This is a genomic window from Herbaspirillum sp. Her3 (assembly GCF_057961275.1).
Genome location: NZ_CM176328.1, coordinates 816,097 through 830,122 on the forward strand (window position 1 = coordinate 816,097; position 14,026 = coordinate 830,122).

The window sequence follows — 14,026 nt, forward strand, 5'->3', positions numbered from 1 at the left end:
GAGATTTAATGGCTGGTTTTGAACGGGACGGGGCGGCCGCGTGGCGGCCTTGGCCCATCCATCGGGATTTGAGAGCGGAGCATCATGGAAGCATACCTACTTGACTGGCTGAACTTGCTGCTGCGCTGGCTGCACGTGATCACGGCGATTGCCTGGATCGGTTCTTCGTTTTATTTCGTCTGGCTGGACAACAGTCTGGTGGCGCCGACGGATCCCGAGTTGAAGGAGAAGGGGGTCGGGGGCGAGTTGTGGGCGGTGCATGGGGGCGGTTTCTACAATCCGCAGAAGTACCTGCTGGCGCCGAAGGTCTTGCCGGAGCATCTGCACTGGTTTTATTGGGAGTCTTACAGCACCTGGCTGTCGGGCTTTGCGCTGTTCTCCTTGTTGTATCTGTTCAATGCGAACGTGTTTTTGGTGGACCGCAACGTGTTCGACATGTCGGCCTCGATGGCGGGCGGCACGGCCATTGCGTTCCTGGTGTTCAACTGGCTGATCTACGACGCGATCTGCAGCACCATCGGGGATCGGCCGGGGGCGGACCGGCTGGTCAATCTGCTGGTGGGGCTGCAGGTGATCGTGTCGGTGTGGGCGGCTTGCCATCTGTTCTCGGGGCGGGCGGCTTTCCTCATCAGCGGGGCGTCGCTGGCGACGATCATGAGCGCGAACGTGCTGGTGTGGATCATTCCGGGGCAGCGCAAGATGGTGGCGTCGATGCGGGCGGGGCAGGCGCCGGATCCGATTCATGGGAAGCGGGGCAAGCAGCGTAGTGTGCACAATACTTACTTCACCTTGCCAGTGTTGTTTGCGATGCTGTCCAATCACTACAGCATGACTTACTCGGCGCCGCATAACTGGGTGGTGCTCTTGTGCATCATGGCGGCGGGGGCATTGATCCGGCAGTTCTTTGTGTTGCGGCACAAGGGGGTCTACAACTGGTGGTATCCGGGGATTGCTGTGGGCTTGTTGCTGGCGGTGATTGTTTGGATGAGTCCTGCCATGCAGGCCAAGCCGGTTGTTGCTTCTGCTCCTGCTCCTGCTTCTTCTGCGGCTGCTCCTGCTCCTGTTGCTGAGGCGGGTGGGGCGTTTGCTCAGGTGCAGCGAGTGATTCAGGCGCGATGCATTCAGTGCCATTCAGCGCAACCTACTCTCATGCCAGTGCCTGGCAAGGGCATTCTGCTGGATTCTCCGGAGCATATTTCGCAGCATGCTCAGCAGATTTATCAACAGGCTGTCGTGCAGAAGGCTATGCCGCTTGGGAATATGACCCATATCACCGATGATGAGCGCGCTCTTATCGGTAAGTGGTTTGAAAGCGGTGCTCCCGTTCAGTGATATTTTGATTGTTGGTTGCCTCGGCGCGCTGCTTTTCTGGGTTTTAGGTCTGGCGTAGTCTGCACGGATTGCTGTCTTGCGCTCTAGCTTAATTATTTTCTCTCTCCGGTCGGGAGAACGCGCCGGGAGCGGCCCGGCTGCCGCTCACTTTTCTTGTCTCGCCAAGAAAAGTAAGCAAAAGAAGGCGACCCCAGAGAGCCAGCCCTCCTTCGGAGGGTCCCCCGCCGCAGCGAAGCGAAAAGTGGGAAGAATAGAGTCGCTTCGCTCCCACTATTCTTCTGATCCACTTTTCGCTCCGCTGCGGCGGCTGGCTCTATGGGGAAAAGACCAAACGGGCTCGCCTTCGGCCTCGCGGGGGCTCGCCTGTGGCATCGACCTTTTCTCCGATCACCGACTTGGTTTTGATTTTTATATAAATAATTTACTGTCCGTTCGACCTGAGTAGTCGCGCAGCGACGTATCGAAGGCTAAAGAACGCCAACGCAAAGCCGAAGGCGAGCAGGAGACCTCACGATGCCGCAGGCGAGGCCTTTAGGCTGTCCGCATCTGCGCCGCCGCTTCAGAACCCAACAAAACGGATCAGAAAAATAGTCGGAGCGAAGCGACTCTATTTTTCCCGTTTTGTTGGGTTCTGAAGCGGGGACCCTCCGAAGGAGGGCGGCGCAGCTGCGGTCGCCTTCTTTTGCTTACTTTTCTTGGCGAGACAAGAAAAGTGAGCGGCTGCCGGGCCGCCCCCGGCGCGTTCTCCCGACCGGAGAAAGTTAAGAATTAAGCTAGAGCGCAGCACAGTAGCCCGTGCAGACTACCCAAAACCGAACAACCAACAAAGAAAAAAATACCGCCCAAGGACAAAACCCCAGACGGTACAGATTCATTCCAAAAAAGAATAGATCAACGCTCACCAAACGGATGCGTCTTCCTCCAATGCTCAGCAATATCAATCCGCCGGCAAATCCAAACCTGGTCATGTGACTGCACGTAATCAAGGAATCGCTGCAAGGCCCGGAACCGCCCCGGCCGCCCCAGCAAGCGGCAGTGCATCCCGATCGACAGCATCTTCGGCGCCTCTTCACCCTCCGCATAGAGCACGTCGAAACTATCCTTCAGATACTGATAGAAATGCTCGCTGGTATTGAACCCCTGCGGCGTCGCAAAGCGCATGTCGTTGGAATCCAGGGTATAGGGCACCACCAGATGCGGCGCCTTCACCCCGTCACTGGTTTCCACTTCCATCCAGAACGGCAGATCATCCCCGTAATAATCCGAGTCATAAGCAAAGCCACCGTGTTCCACCACCAGCTGCCGCGTATTGGGCGAATCCCGCCCCGTATACCAGCCCAGCGGCGCGCTCCCCGTCAGCTCCCGGAAGATCTGCACCGCCTCGCGCATATGCGCACGCTCGGTCTCGATATCCATGTTCTGATAATGAATCCACTTCAAGCCATGGCAAGCAATCTCATGCCCCAGCTCCTGGAACGCCTGCGTCACCTCCGGCGAACGCTGCAAGGCCGTGGCCACGCCAAAGATCGTCATCGGCAGACCACGCTTCTCGAACTCGCGCAAGATACGCCACACCCCCACACGCGAGCCATATTCGTAAATCGATTCCATCGACATGTGCCGCGCCGGATAAGCCGCCGCCCCCACGATCTCCGACAGGAACTGCTCGGAAGCAGGATCACCATGCAGCACGCAATTCTCGCCGCCTTCTTCATAATTCAGCACGAATTGCAAAGCCACCCGCGCCTGGCCAGGCCAGCGCGCGTGCGGCGGGTTGCGGCCGTAGCCGGCCAGGTCGCGTGGATAAGTTTGTTGCTGGGACATAAGTTCTTCGTTTGGCTGTCAAGAAAGAAAATCGCAGCGCCCGACCACAGCGCCGCCTTGGAAATCAGACGCGGGCAAATCCGCTGAGCAAACCATGATAAGCCTTCGGCAAGGGCCTTGCCCACTCCCCACCCTTGGCCGTGCCCAGCCCCAGCGCCACCAGCGATTCGGCCAGCTTCACGGCCGCAGTGACCCCATCGATCACCGGCGCACCAATGTCGCGGCCAATCGCCGCGCACAGGTCCGCCATGCCGGCGCACCCCAAGACGATCGCCTCGGCGCCATCCTCGGCCAGCGCGCGCCGGCATTCGTCCGTGATACGGGCGCGTGCGTCCGATGCCGGGTTCTCCAGCTCCAGCACCGCAATCTCGCAGGCGCGCACGTTGCGGCAGAAACGCTGCATGCCGTAACGCTCGGCCAGATGCCAGGCCATGCCACTGGTGCGCGCCAGCGTGGTCACCACCGAGAAGGACGGGGCGACCAGGCTGGCCAGGTGCATGGCCGCTTCCGCAATCCCGATCACCGGACCACGGGCCAGCTCGCGCGCCGCCGACAAGCCAGGATCGCCGAAGCAGGCAATCACGTAGGCGTCATAGCCCGCGCGCTCACCCTGCTCGATCTCTTGCAGCAGACCGGGCACGGCCAGCGCTTCGTCATAGTGGCTTTCAATCGAGGCCGGTCCCATCTGCGGGCTCACGCCCGTGATCTCGGTGCCGGGCGCGGCCACCGCCCGCGCGCAGGCGGTCATGGCCTCGGTCATGCTCATGGTGGTGTTGGGATTGATCAGCTTGATACGCATGCTTGTTCCTTGATACGGCCCAATGGTAGTCAGCGCTTGCGCGTGAACGTCAGGTAGAACACCGCGCCCAGCGCCGCACCAATGAACCAGGAGAAGTCGGCAGCACGACGCAACTGCGGCAGCATGACGCAGGCCACGCAGACGGCAGCGGCCAGCACCAGGGCCTTCACCGCATCACGGTTGATGCCGTTGGTGTACCAGTAGCGGCCTTCGGGACGCAGGGTGTAGAGATCTTCCACCTTCACCTGGCGCTGTTTGACCAGGTAGTAATCGGCCAGCAGGATGCCATACAGCGGGCCGATGAAGCCGCCCAGCACGTCCAGCGTGTAATGGATCACTTCCGGATTGCCGAACAGGTTCCAGGGGGTGATGAAGATCGAGGCCGTGGCCGCGATCATGCCGCCGGCGCGCCAGCTGATGCGGCTGGGCGAGAGGTTGGAAAAGTCGAACGCCGCCGAGACGAAGTTGGCCACGATGTTGATGCCGATGGTGGCCGTCAGGAAGGTCAGTGCGCCGATCACCGCCGCCGTGGTGCTGTCGATGCGGGAGACCGTTTCCACCGGATCAGTGATGAGCTCACCGAAGACGGCAATGGTGGCTGAAGTCGTCACGACGGTGACGATCGAGAAGGCCAGGAAGTTGACCGGCAGGCCCCAGAAATTGCCGCGCTTCACGTCGGCAAAGGTATGGCAGTAGCGCGAGAAATCGCCGAAGTTGAGCATCGGGCCCGAGAAATACGAGACCACCAGCGAGATGGCCGTGATCATCACCGATACCGCCGCCCAGCCGCTGTACTTGATCTCGCCCAGGTTCAGGCCGACGTTTTGCCAGCCCGCCTTGTAGATCATCCATCCGGCCAGGATGAACATCACCACGTAGACCGCCGGACCGGCAAAGTCGATGAATTTCTTGATGGTCTCCATGCCGTTCCAGAACACCAGCGCCTGCAGCACCCACAGCAGCAGGAAACCGCCCCAGCCCAGCGTGGAGAGGCCGGCGAAGGAGTGGACATGGACGTCGGCATAGGGCTTGAGCTCAGGGAAGAATTTCAGTACCACCACCACGAAGGCGGCCGAGGCCAGGTAGGTCTGGATGCCATACCAGGCCACCGCGATCAGGCCGCGGATCATGGCCGGCACGTTGGCGCCGAGCACGCCGAAGGACAGGCGGCTCATCACCGGATAGGGCACGCCGTGCGCCTGGCTGGGACGCGCCACCAGGTTGCACAGCAGGTAGACGATGCTAATGCCGATCAGCAGCGAGATCAGCACCTGCCAGCTGGTCAGGCCCAGCGCGAACAGGCTGCCGGCGAACACGTAGCCGCCCACGCTGTGCACGTCGGACATCCAGAAGGCAAAGATGTTGTAGGAACCCCAGGTCTGCTTCTTCAGCGGGGCGAGGTCTTCATTGGTCAGGCGCGCATCATCGGCGCCGGCGAGGTAGGTGGCGGAGGGTGAGGGGGAAGCGTCGGTAGTCATGGCCGGTCTCCATCAAAGAGAAAGGTTGGGTGAAACGAATCACGCCCGGCCACGGCCGGGCTGTTCAACGGACTTCCTGCATGCTCTTGATGGCATGGTGGTGGTCACACGGTCAGAACTGCATCGAGCCGCGCGACGTGGCCCTGTCTGTTTCTCACTTACTTTCTTTCTTCTTCCATCTTCCTGACACTTCCTTCCCGGAAAAGTCAGGGTGTGCGCGCCGGCCCGTGGGTCACAGTCCCTTGCCGAGCACGGCACGCAGATCGAACTGGTCATCCGCATCCGGCCGCACCCGGTCCTCGCACAAATGCAAGTGATGTGCCATATGCGACTGGGCGGCGGCAACGTCGCCTTTTTCCAGCGCTTCCAGCACGGTCTCGTGTTCGTCGAAGGAGCAGGCGTTGTGGCCCGGCGCCTCCGTCTTGGCGATCATCAGCGTGGTGCGCGAGACCAGCTTGCGCAGCGTCTCCACCAGCAGCGCATTGCCGGTCAGCTCCGCCAGCGCCAGGTGGAACTGGGCGGAAAGCCGGATCCAGCGCGGCCGGTCACCGTTGAGATAGCAATCCCGCTCTTCCTCCACCATGCGCCGCAAGCCGGCGATCTGGCGCGTGCCGGCTTCCCGCCCGACCTTCTCCAGGACCGCATGTTCGAGGATGTTGCGCAGCTCGAACATGTCGCGCACCTCGGCATGCGAAGGGCTGGCGATGAAGGCGCCACGGTTGGCCTCCAGATCCACCATGCCCTCGGAGGCCAGGCGCGAGAGCACCTTGCGTACCGTGTGGCGGGCCGTATCGTAGATCTGGCACAGGGTCTGCTCGGTCAGCTTGGTACGCGGAGGCAGGCGGTGCTCCATGATCGCGTCGTAGATGTCCTGGTACATCCTCTCTTCGACCGCTCCCGTGCTTTCGCGCTCGCGCGCACTGGCGCGGGCCGGGGCAGCGGGGGAACGTGCGGTTTTGCTGGCTTTGTTCATGATGCTCATGCTCTGGGTGGAATGACTATCTGAAGGGGCTAGTCGGTCAACAACGAGGCGCATGGATCGTCAACAATCTGAAAATGGATTTGCAACAAAATGGGGCTCATTCTGCACCAAAAAGAAAGCTGGGTGATCCGCTTTGGGTCACGCCGGGCGAGACTTTCGATGCTGCGGCGCAGCGCAGATACCTCGGTCTTCCCTTGTAGCCAATAGTGGGGCCCATGCTGCATGGCGTAATCTTTATTTCAGAAATTGTTGTCAATCTATGCAGTCAATTGCGGCAAAACAGGGTGGTCAATGGTGTCGGTGGGGCGCTGCAATATGCAGCCGGACCGTCGCCAATCCCCTTTAACGCCTATGCAAGAAGCGTGCTTGACCGTCGGGGATATGAAAACGCCCGGCGCAGTGGCCGGGCGTGAAGATCAACACCGGATCGCCAGTGGATCAACGGTGCAGCGTGCTCAGTGGCTGGCTGCGTACTGTTCCAGCTCCTGATGCAGGTTGGCCTTGTCTTCCTCGGAGAGGAAGCAGGCATCGATGCCATTGCGTGCCAGTTGCAGCACCTGATCGCGCGAGAGGTTCAGCGAACGCGCCACCGCATGATAGTTGGCATTCATGTAGCCGCCGAAATAGGCCGGATCGTCCGAATTGACGGTGACGGCCAGGCCGGCCTCGAGCAGGCGCGCCAGGTTGTGTTGGGCCATATCCTTGACCACGCACAGCTTGAGGTTGGACAGCGGGCACACCGTCAGCGGGGTGCGCTGTTGCGCCAGGCGCTGCATCAGGGCCGGGTCTTCCTCGCTGCGCACGCCGTGATCGATACGTTCCACGTGCAGCACGTCGAGTGCACCGGTCACGTAGGCGGCCGGCCCCTCCTCGCCGGCGTGGGCCACCAGGCGGAAGCCCAGCTCGCGGCAACGGGCGTAGACGCGTTCGAATTTCTCCGGCGGATTGCCGCGCTCGGAGGAATCCAGGCCGATGCCCAGCCACAGGTCGGCATATTGCTCGCGCAGCGACAGCGCTGCGTCCAGCGTGGCGAAGGCGTCTTCTTCGGAGAGGTGGCGCAGGAAGGACATGATCATGACGCTGCCGAAACCATCACGGCGGCGCGCATCGCGCAGGGCGCCGGCGATGCCGGCGAACACGGTGGCAATGGGAATACCGCGCTCGGTGTGGGTTTGCGGATCGAAGAAGATCTCGGCATGGCGCACATTGTCGGCTTGTGCGCGAGCAATGTAGGCGGCCGTCATGTCGTAGAAGTCCTGCTCGGTGCGCAGCACATTGGCACCGGCGTAGTAGAGATCCAGGAAGGACTGCAGGTCGCTGAAGTTGTAGGCCGCGCGCAGCGCCTCCACCGAGGCGTAGGGCAGGGCGACGTTGTTGCGCTGGGCCAGGGCGAACATCAGCTCGGGTTCCAGCGTGCCTTCGATGTGCAGGTGCAGTTCGGTTTTCGGCAGGCCGGCGATGAAACCGTCCAGCGCGGCGCCGGTAGCGGAGGAAGAAATGACAGCTGAGCTCATGGAAACGACCCTTCAAAAATGGCAGAAACAGGGGAGGCGGGCGCGGGATCGGGCCCGGCAGGTGGCGCGCAACACCTCATCGCGCCAGCATGGCCGCCTTCCGGACCCCGCATTATCACGCAAATCCCGTACCTGGCTCCACAAAGGTAAAGCTGGGTAGGCAGCTGAACCAATGGCGCGCCGGACGTTCTGAGGGGCAGCGCTATTCCGTCCTGCGGGGCGGGACTTTGGCAGAAATGCAATGAAATCTCGCCAACATCGGGCAAGACATGTTTAAATGCGAAGCTTCTTGGGGGAAACCAATGCGCAAGTCGATCAGGCAAACCATGCAGTGGATGTGGGGTGGCGCCATGCTGGCGGCCATGGCGGGCTGTTCCATGATGCCGTGGACAGAAGCGGAGGATCCGACGGTGGTGCCGTACAAGACCATCCTGAGCGGTTCCTACCAGGGCTTTCTGAAGAATTGGGACGAACAGCGCCAGCCGGTCTTCTGCGCCCTGATCCGCAGCCGTGACGAATGGGACCGCTGGATGCAGCCGGCTCCGGTGATGAACGACAAGCGCCCCTTCGGCCCCTCGGCCGATCATTTTGAGCGCAAGCAATATCTGGTGGTGGCGCGCAGCATGACCGCCCCGGATGCCGCCGAGCGTCCGCACGTCTTCACCCCGCTGTCGGTGCGTTTGCGCGACGGCTCCCTGCGGTTGAACTATCTCTACCGTGCCCCGGCTTCGGGTGCCTCGTACCGCGTCAAGGACTATCTGATGGTGTCCATTCCCAAGGACCGGTTCACCACCGGGCCGGTGGTGTTTTATGAGAATGACCGGAAGGTGTGTGAAGTGGATCGGTAATGCCCGTATGCCGGGATCAAGCCATGTTTAAAGCCCCAATTTCAGTCGGGGCTTTTTGATTGCAGATCATCCATAAAAACGGATTCATCAGACCGTTGCAAGCTTGACCGGCTTGATCAGACTTTCCGCGGGTATGCCAAGACCTTGGTTGAGTCGCCAGATCATCCCCAACGTAAGAGGCCGTTTGCGATTGAGTATTTCGTACACCCGGTTTGATCGCCCGATGTACGGTTCAAGATCTTTGGCCGTCAGACCGGCTTGCTCCATCCGGAACTTGATCGCTTCGACCGGATCGGGAAGATCGAGGGGGAAGTGCTTGGCTTCGTAAGCTTCGACCAGTGTTACCAATACGTCCAGCCTGTCACCTTCGGGGGTATTGAGTTTCGCCGACATCAGCCCATCAATTTCGGCCAGCGTGGCGCGATAATCTGCATCGGTCTTGATTGGCTTGATTTCCATGGCTGGTTCCTTAAATCGTCTGTGCATCGATGCGGTCGTATTGAGCATGCGTGCCGATAAAGCGGATATAGACCGTACGGTAGTCATAATTAATCCGGACTACCAGCCTATATTTGTTACCTCCTAGATTGAATACAACTCGGCCGTCCTTAAGAATGCTGGCATTGCCGAAGCTGGCTTTCACGTCACTCGGCTTGGTCCACTGTGCCTGTAGCGTATCGTGACACCAGGCATTTCCAGCCCCTTTAGCATCGGCATATGCTGGCTGATTCCAGAATGTCTGCAGCGTGGAAAGAGCAATGATCCGCATGACTGTGCTTATCCCGGTGTGATCGATTTTAGTCCCAATTTGGGACTCTCTCAAGTGTTGACTCGATGCCCGTATAGCCGCCGCGAATCAGAGACAAGCTGGACGGCAGGCAAGGCGTGGGCAACATAGCAGCAAGTGGTCGGGCTAGTAAGCGCAGCACAATAAAAAACCCCAGGCCCGGAAAATCTTCCAGACCTGGGGTGTCATCCAACCACAAAAATCGCAACGTGGGGCCGCTCAGGCCCCCTGCGTCATCCCGATGAACTGCTGCAGTTCAGGCGTCTTGGGATTGCCGAACAATTCTTCCGGCGGGCCGATCTCATGGACCTTGCCTTGGTGCATGAACACCAACCGGTTGCAGACTTCGCGGGCGAAGCGCATCTCGTGCGTCACCATCAACAGGGTCATGCCTTCCTTGGCCAGGCCGCGCATCACGGTCAGGACTTCATTGACCAGTTCCGGGTCCAGTGCCGAGGTGATCTCGTCGCACAGCAGGGCTTGCGGGCTCATCGACAGCGCGCGTGCAATCGCCACGCGCTGCTGCTGGCCGCCGGAGAGCTGGTCCGGATAGGCATCGAACTTGTGACCCAGGCCGACCTTTTCCAGGTTGGCCTTGGCAGTGGCCATGGCCTCGGCTTCAGAGATGCCCTTGACGATCATCGGCGCAATCATCACGTTGCGGCCCACCGAGAGGTGCGGGAACAGGTTGAACTGCTGGAAGATCATGCCGACCTTCAGGCGCAGGTTGCGCAACTCCAGTTCACTCGCACCCAGCTTGGCGCCGGCCACGCTGATGTTGCCTTCGTCGATGTTCTCCAGGCCGTTGATACAGCGCAGCAGGGTGGACTTGCCCGAGCCGCTCTTGCCGATGATGGCGATCACTTCACCCGGTTCGACGTCCAGGCTGATGCCCTTGAGGACTTCGTTGTCGCCGAAGCGTTTCTTGACGTTATCAATGGCGATGAGCGGCATTGTATTTCCTTTCTAGAGACTGGCTGTACTTGGACAGCGGCCAGCAAAGCACGAAGTAGAAGGCGCCCACGATGGCAAACACCGTGAAGGGGCGGAAGGTGGCATTGGTGATGACGGTGCCGGCCTTGGACAATTCGATGAAGCCGATGATGGAGGTCACCGCCGTGGACTTGATGATCTGCACGCCAAATCCCACCGTCGGTGCAATCGCAATACGGAAAGCCTGCGGCAGCACGATGTAGCGCATCTGCTGGAAGTAACCCATGGCCAGCACCGACGAGGCTTCCCACTGCCCCTTGGGAATGGCTTCCACGCAGCCGCGCCAGATCTCGGCCAGATACGAGGCGCTCCAGCACATCAGCGCCAGTCCCGCCGCCAGCCAGGCCGGCACCTCGATACCAAACAGCGCGATGCCGAAGAAGACCAGGAACAGCTGCATGAGCAGCGGCGTGCCCTGGAACAGTTCGATGTAGAGCCGCGCAATCTGGCGCAGCCAGTTCTGGCGCGAGGTGCGCATGAAGAGGATGAGCAGTCCCAGCGCCCCGCCCAGCAGGAAGGTGGCCAGCGACAGGACGATGGTCCAGCGCCAGGCCAGCATCAGGTTGCGGACGATATCCCAGGTGGTGAACGAAATCATGCGGTCCTCCGGGCGGTGATGAAGTAGTGGCCGATCAGGCGCAGCAGCTGGCGCAGCAGGATGGCCAGCACCAGATAGATGGCGGTGGCGACGATGTAGGCTTCAAAGGCGCGGAAGTTGCGGCCCTGGATGTAGTTGGCCGCGAAGGACAGTTCTTCCACCGCGATCTGCGAGCACACCGCCGAGCCCAGCATGACGATGACCACCTGCGAGGACAGCGCCGGCCAGATCTTCTGCAGCGCCGGGCGCAGGATGATGTGGCGGAAGATCTGGCCGCGCGACATCGACAGCGATTGCGCCGCCTCGATCTGCCCGCGCGGAATGGCCTGCACGCCGGCACGGATGATCTCGGTGCTGTAGGCGCCCAGGTTGATCACCATGGCCAGGATGGCCGCAGTGATTTCGCTGATGTGGATGTCCAGCGAAGGCAGGCCGAAGAAGATGAAGAACAGCTGCACCAGGAAGGGCGTATTGCGGATGATCTCCACATAGCCGCTGACGATGGGTTTGAGCCAGCCCGGCCCCTGCGTGCGCGCCCAGGCACCGAAGATGCCCACGGCCACACCCAGCACGCCGCCGATGGCGATGAGCTCGGTGGTGGTCGCCACACCCTTGACGATGACGTCGGTGTAGTCGAGCGTGGAAAGAAAATCGAATTGATAAGCCATGATGTCGTGTCTGCCCTGCCTTCAAGATGCTGCGTTTGCCGGGTTGTCCGCCTGCCTGCTGCCTGGGTGAAACCGTATTGCAAGTGTGTTGGTACTGTATTGGACTGTGTTGCCAACTGTATTGGCGGCCCTGTCGCGACTGTATTGCTGCACACCCCCCAGGTGTGCGCTCACTGTCGTGCCTGTTGCCCGTGGCCTACTGCGCTGAGGCAGCCCGGCACGACAGTTCGGGACTACAGCAAATTACAGGCCAGCCGGCAGAGGCAGGCCCAGCCACTTTTGCGAGATGGCGTTGAGGCTGCCGTCCTTCTTGGATTCGGCCAGGATGGCGTCAACCTTGTCCTGCAGCTTCTTCTCATCCTTGTTCAGGCCGATGAAGCAGGGCGAATCCTTGATCAGGAACTTGGTTTCGGGCTTCTTGGGCGGGTTCTTGGCGATGATGGCCGCAGCCACGACGTTGCCGGTGGCCACCAGTTGCACCTGGCCGGAGAGGAAGGAGCTGATGGTGCTGTTGTTGTCTTCGTAGCGCTTCACGGTGGCCGAGGCCGGCACGATCTTGGTCAGTTCCAGGTCTTCCACCGAGCCACGGGTCACCGCAATGGTCTTGCCGGCCAGATCGGCGGCGCTCTTGACCGGCAGGTCGGCCGGGCCGAACACGCCATTGAAGAAGGGCGCATAGGCGGCGCTGAAGTCGATCACTTTTTCACGCTCGGCGTTCTTGCCCATGCTGGAGATGACCAGATCGACCTTCTTGGTGGTCAGGTAGGGAATGCGGTTGGCGCTGGAGACCGGGATCAGTTCGACCTTCACGCCCATCTTCTTGGCGATCAGGGTGGCCACGTCGATGTCCAGGCCTTGCGGCTTGAGGTCGCTGTCGACCGAGCCGAACGGCGGGAAGTCAGCCGGCACCGCCACGCGCAGCGTGCCGTGCTTCTGGATATCGTCCAGGGCGTCGGCGCGGGCAGCCGAAGCGGAGAACATCATGGCGCCGGCCATCAGGCCGAGCAGGAGTTTGGTCAGTTTCATAGCAGTTTCCCTTTGGTTGACGTCGTTGACTACGTTGATGAGCGGCCCGTGCGATGCGCTTGCTAGGGCCGTTTGTTTTCCTGGCGCAGCGCTGCAGCCTCGCCGGCACCCCCTTGCCGCGACACTGAAGCCAGCGCCTGCCGCAGCGGTTCCAGCGGATCGCTGCTGCGCATCTGGGTGAGCCCCGATTCCACATGTTGCAGGTGGTCCTGCATCAGTTGCTCAGCCTGTTCCAGATCGCCGCGTTCCAGCGCCTCGACGATCAATACATGTTCCGAACACGAATCCTCTGCCTGCTCCGACGACTGGTGCAGCATGGCCGTCAAGGTGGTGCGGGCGGTCAGGTCGCGCAGCGTTTCCGACAGCAGCGAGTTGCCCAGGCATTCGCACAGGCAGACATGGAAGTCGCCCAGCAAATAGCTGCGTGCCCCCACGTCAGCCCCTGCAATGGCCGCTTCTTCACGCGCGATGTGGTCGCGCAATTGGCCGATGGCCTGTGCACTGATCGGCCGCACCCGCGCCTGGCGCAACAGACCCAGCTCGATCACGCGGCGCGCCTCGAAGGCTTCGCGCGCCTGTTCGGCGGTCGGCTCGATGACGAACCAGCCGCGCCGCGCACTGACGGTGACGATGCCGCGCGCCATGAGCCGCGTCAGCGCTTCGCGTACCTGGGTCCGCGAGACGCCGAACAGGTCGGCCAGCTGCTGCTCGCCCAACCGGGTCCCCGGCGCCAGTTGCTTGGCGAGGATGGCCTCGGTGATGCGGACCGCAATCTGCGACGACGACTTGACGGAAGGATCGATGCTCATGTCCTCTCATCAGCAAGTTGTGTGCCACGCTGATATACAAGATTGGCATACAACAGGCCGCGACGATTATTGGCGCCGCAGTCGCGCTCTGGCAAGGGATTGCGGCCGGTTGTCGCGGTACGGTCACGGCGCCGCCGGTGCGGCAGATGCGGTGCAAAAGAGCCGATATGCACGCGCAAGGACAGGGTGCGCCTGCTTTTGGTGCGTCGCAGGCGGCCAGGCGATGCCCTGCTTTTGTGCACTGCGTTGGCCGATATGAAGAAATTTGTCGATGTTAAGTAACGTAGGGACGCGGTTGCCAGGCAACATTTCCATTCCCTGAGACATCTATTTCCTTTTGAGTAATAAATTTGAAGTTGAATCTAGTT

14 protein-coding genes are annotated in these 14,026 nt (G+C 60.8%); 2 read left to right on the forward strand and 12 right to left on the reverse strand.

What is annotated here, in order from left to right; all coding sequences use genetic code 11:
* Positions 1-84: 84 nt before the first annotated feature.
* A complete protein-coding gene (locus ACVC5H_RS03755) occupies positions 85-1,332 on the forward strand; it encodes a urate hydroxylase PuuD (RefSeq protein WP_489621071.1) in 1,248 nt (415 codons plus the stop codon).
* An 891-nt stretch (positions 1,333-2,223) separates the two neighbouring features.
* On the opposite strand, the gene puuE is transcribed toward ACVC5H_RS03755, so the two are convergent.
* From puuE to ACVC5H_RS03780, 5 genes are all read right to left on the reverse strand, one after another.
* Complete coding sequence (puuE, locus tag ACVC5H_RS03760) at positions 2,224-3,156, reverse strand: allantoinase PuuE (RefSeq protein ID WP_489621072.1); 933 nt, start codon at positions 3,154-3,156, stop codon at positions 2,224-2,226.
* A 64-nt stretch (positions 3,157-3,220) separates the two neighbouring features.
* The gene (locus ACVC5H_RS03765; protein ID WP_489621073.1) at positions 3,221-3,955 is read right to left on the reverse strand and encodes an aspartate/glutamate racemase family protein; all 735 of its coding nucleotides are present in this window, start codon (positions 3,953-3,955) and stop codon (positions 3,221-3,223) included.
* Positions 3,956-3,984: 29 nt separating this feature from the next.
* Entirely contained in the window at positions 3,985-5,433 is a 1,449-nt protein-coding gene (locus ACVC5H_RS03770) for an NCS1 family nucleobase:cation symporter-1 (RefSeq protein WP_489621074.1), read from the reverse strand.
* A gap of 232 nt (positions 5,434-5,665) precedes the next feature.
* Positions 5,666-6,406, reverse strand: a complete 741-nt coding sequence (locus tag ACVC5H_RS03775; RefSeq protein ID WP_008332749.1) for a GntR family transcriptional regulator — start codon at positions 6,404-6,406, stop codon at positions 5,666-5,668.
* Between the two features lie 464 nt (positions 6,407-6,870).
* Complete coding sequence (locus ACVC5H_RS03780) at positions 6,871-7,929, reverse strand: adenosine deaminase (RefSeq protein WP_489621075.1); 1,059 nt, start codon at positions 7,927-7,929, stop codon at positions 6,871-6,873.
* A 302-nt stretch (positions 7,930-8,231) separates the two neighbouring features.
* Between ACVC5H_RS03780 and ACVC5H_RS03785 the strand changes: the two genes are divergently transcribed.
* On the forward strand, positions 8,232-8,777 hold the full coding sequence (locus ACVC5H_RS03785; RefSeq protein ID WP_489621076.1) for a hypothetical protein: 546 nt from the start codon (positions 8,232-8,234) through the stop codon (positions 8,775-8,777).
* 87 nt (positions 8,778-8,864) lie between these two features.
* Here ACVC5H_RS03785 and ACVC5H_RS03790 read toward each other — a convergent pair whose 3' ends face one another.
* The 7 genes from ACVC5H_RS03790 to ACVC5H_RS03820 form a co-directional block, all read right to left on the reverse strand.
* Entirely contained in the window at positions 8,865-9,236 is a 372-nt protein-coding gene (locus ACVC5H_RS03790) for a helix-turn-helix domain-containing protein (RefSeq protein WP_489621077.1), read from the reverse strand.
* Between the two features lie 10 nt (positions 9,237-9,246).
* Entirely contained in the window at positions 9,247-9,546 is a 300-nt protein-coding gene (locus ACVC5H_RS03795) for a type II toxin-antitoxin system HigB family toxin (RefSeq protein WP_489621078.1), read from the reverse strand.
* A gap of 237 nt (positions 9,547-9,783) precedes the next feature.
* Positions 9,784-10,518 carry an amino acid ABC transporter ATP-binding protein gene (locus tag ACVC5H_RS03800; RefSeq protein ID WP_489621079.1) on the reverse strand — a complete coding sequence of 245 codons (735 nt, stop codon included), beginning with the start codon at positions 10,516-10,518 and terminating at the stop codon, positions 9,784-9,786.
* Positions 10,499-11,155, reverse strand: coding sequence for an amino acid ABC transporter permease (locus ACVC5H_RS03805; RefSeq protein ID WP_489621080.1), 657 nt, complete (start codon positions 11,153-11,155; stop codon positions 10,499-10,501). The genes ACVC5H_RS03800 and ACVC5H_RS03805 overlap by 20 nt, the downstream gene beginning before the upstream one ends.
* A complete protein-coding gene (locus ACVC5H_RS03810; RefSeq protein WP_489621081.1) occupies positions 11,152-11,823 on the reverse strand; it encodes an amino acid ABC transporter permease in 672 nt (223 codons plus the stop codon). Before ACVC5H_RS03810 ends, ACVC5H_RS03805 begins: the two co-directional genes overlap by 4 nt.
* A gap of 243 nt (positions 11,824-12,066) precedes the next feature.
* The gene (locus ACVC5H_RS03815) at positions 12,067-12,849 is read right to left on the reverse strand and encodes a transporter substrate-binding domain-containing protein (RefSeq protein ID WP_489621082.1); all 783 of its coding nucleotides are present in this window, start codon (positions 12,847-12,849) and stop codon (positions 12,067-12,069) included.
* A 62-nt stretch (positions 12,850-12,911) separates the two neighbouring features.
* Positions 12,912-13,658: a GntR family transcriptional regulator gene (locus tag ACVC5H_RS03820; protein ID WP_489621083.1), complete on the reverse strand. Its 747-nt coding sequence runs from the start codon at positions 13,656-13,658 to the stop codon at positions 12,912-12,914.
* Positions 13,659-14,026: the final 368 nt, after the last annotated feature.

Coding starts and splice junctions, on each gene's coding strand:
- ACVC5H_RS03790 (WP_489621077.1), bottom strand. CDS start 9,236: ATGGAAATCAAGCCAATCAAGACCGATGCAGATTATCGCGCCACGCTG.
- ACVC5H_RS03785 (WP_489621076.1), top strand. CDS start 8,232: ATGCGCAAGTCGATCAGGCAAACCATGCAGTGGATGTGGGGTGGCGCC.
- ACVC5H_RS03820 (WP_489621083.1), bottom strand. CDS start 13,658: ATGAGCATCGATCCTTCCGTCAAGTCGTCGTCGCAGATTGCGGTCCGC.
- ACVC5H_RS03770 (WP_489621074.1), bottom strand. CDS start 5,433: ATGACTACCGACGCTTCCCCCTCACCCTCCGCCACCTACCTCGCCGGC.
- ACVC5H_RS03810 (WP_489621081.1), bottom strand. CDS start 11,823: ATGGCTTATCAATTCGATTTTCTTTCCACGCTCGACTACACCGACGTC.
- ACVC5H_RS03775 (WP_008332749.1), bottom strand. CDS start 6,406: ATGAACAAAGCCAGCAAAACCGCACGTTCCCCCGCTGCCCCGGCCCGC.
- ACVC5H_RS03765 (WP_489621073.1), bottom strand. CDS start 3,955: ATGCGTATCAAGCTGATCAATCCCAACACCACCATGAGCATGACCGAG.
- ACVC5H_RS03800 (WP_489621079.1), bottom strand. CDS start 10,518: ATGCCGCTCATCGCCATTGATAACGTCAAGAAACGCTTCGGCGACAAC.
- ACVC5H_RS03795 (WP_489621078.1), bottom strand. CDS start 9,546: ATGCGGATCATTGCTCTTTCCACGCTGCAGACATTCTGGAATCAGCCA.
- ACVC5H_RS03805 (WP_489621080.1), bottom strand. CDS start 11,155: ATGATTTCGTTCACCACCTGGGATATCGTCCGCAACCTGATGCTGGCC.
- ACVC5H_RS03815 (WP_489621082.1), bottom strand. CDS start 12,849: ATGAAACTGACCAAACTCCTGCTCGGCCTGATGGCCGGCGCCATGATG.
- ACVC5H_RS03755 (WP_489621071.1), top strand. CDS start 85: ATGGAAGCATACCTACTTGACTGGCTGAACTTGCTGCTGCGCTGGCTG.
- puuE (WP_489621072.1), bottom strand. CDS start 3,156: ATGTCCCAGCAACAAACTTATCCACGCGACCTGGCCGGCTACGGCCGC.
- ACVC5H_RS03780 (WP_489621075.1), bottom strand. CDS start 7,929: ATGAGCTCAGCTGTCATTTCTTCCTCCGCTACCGGCGCCGCGCTGGAC.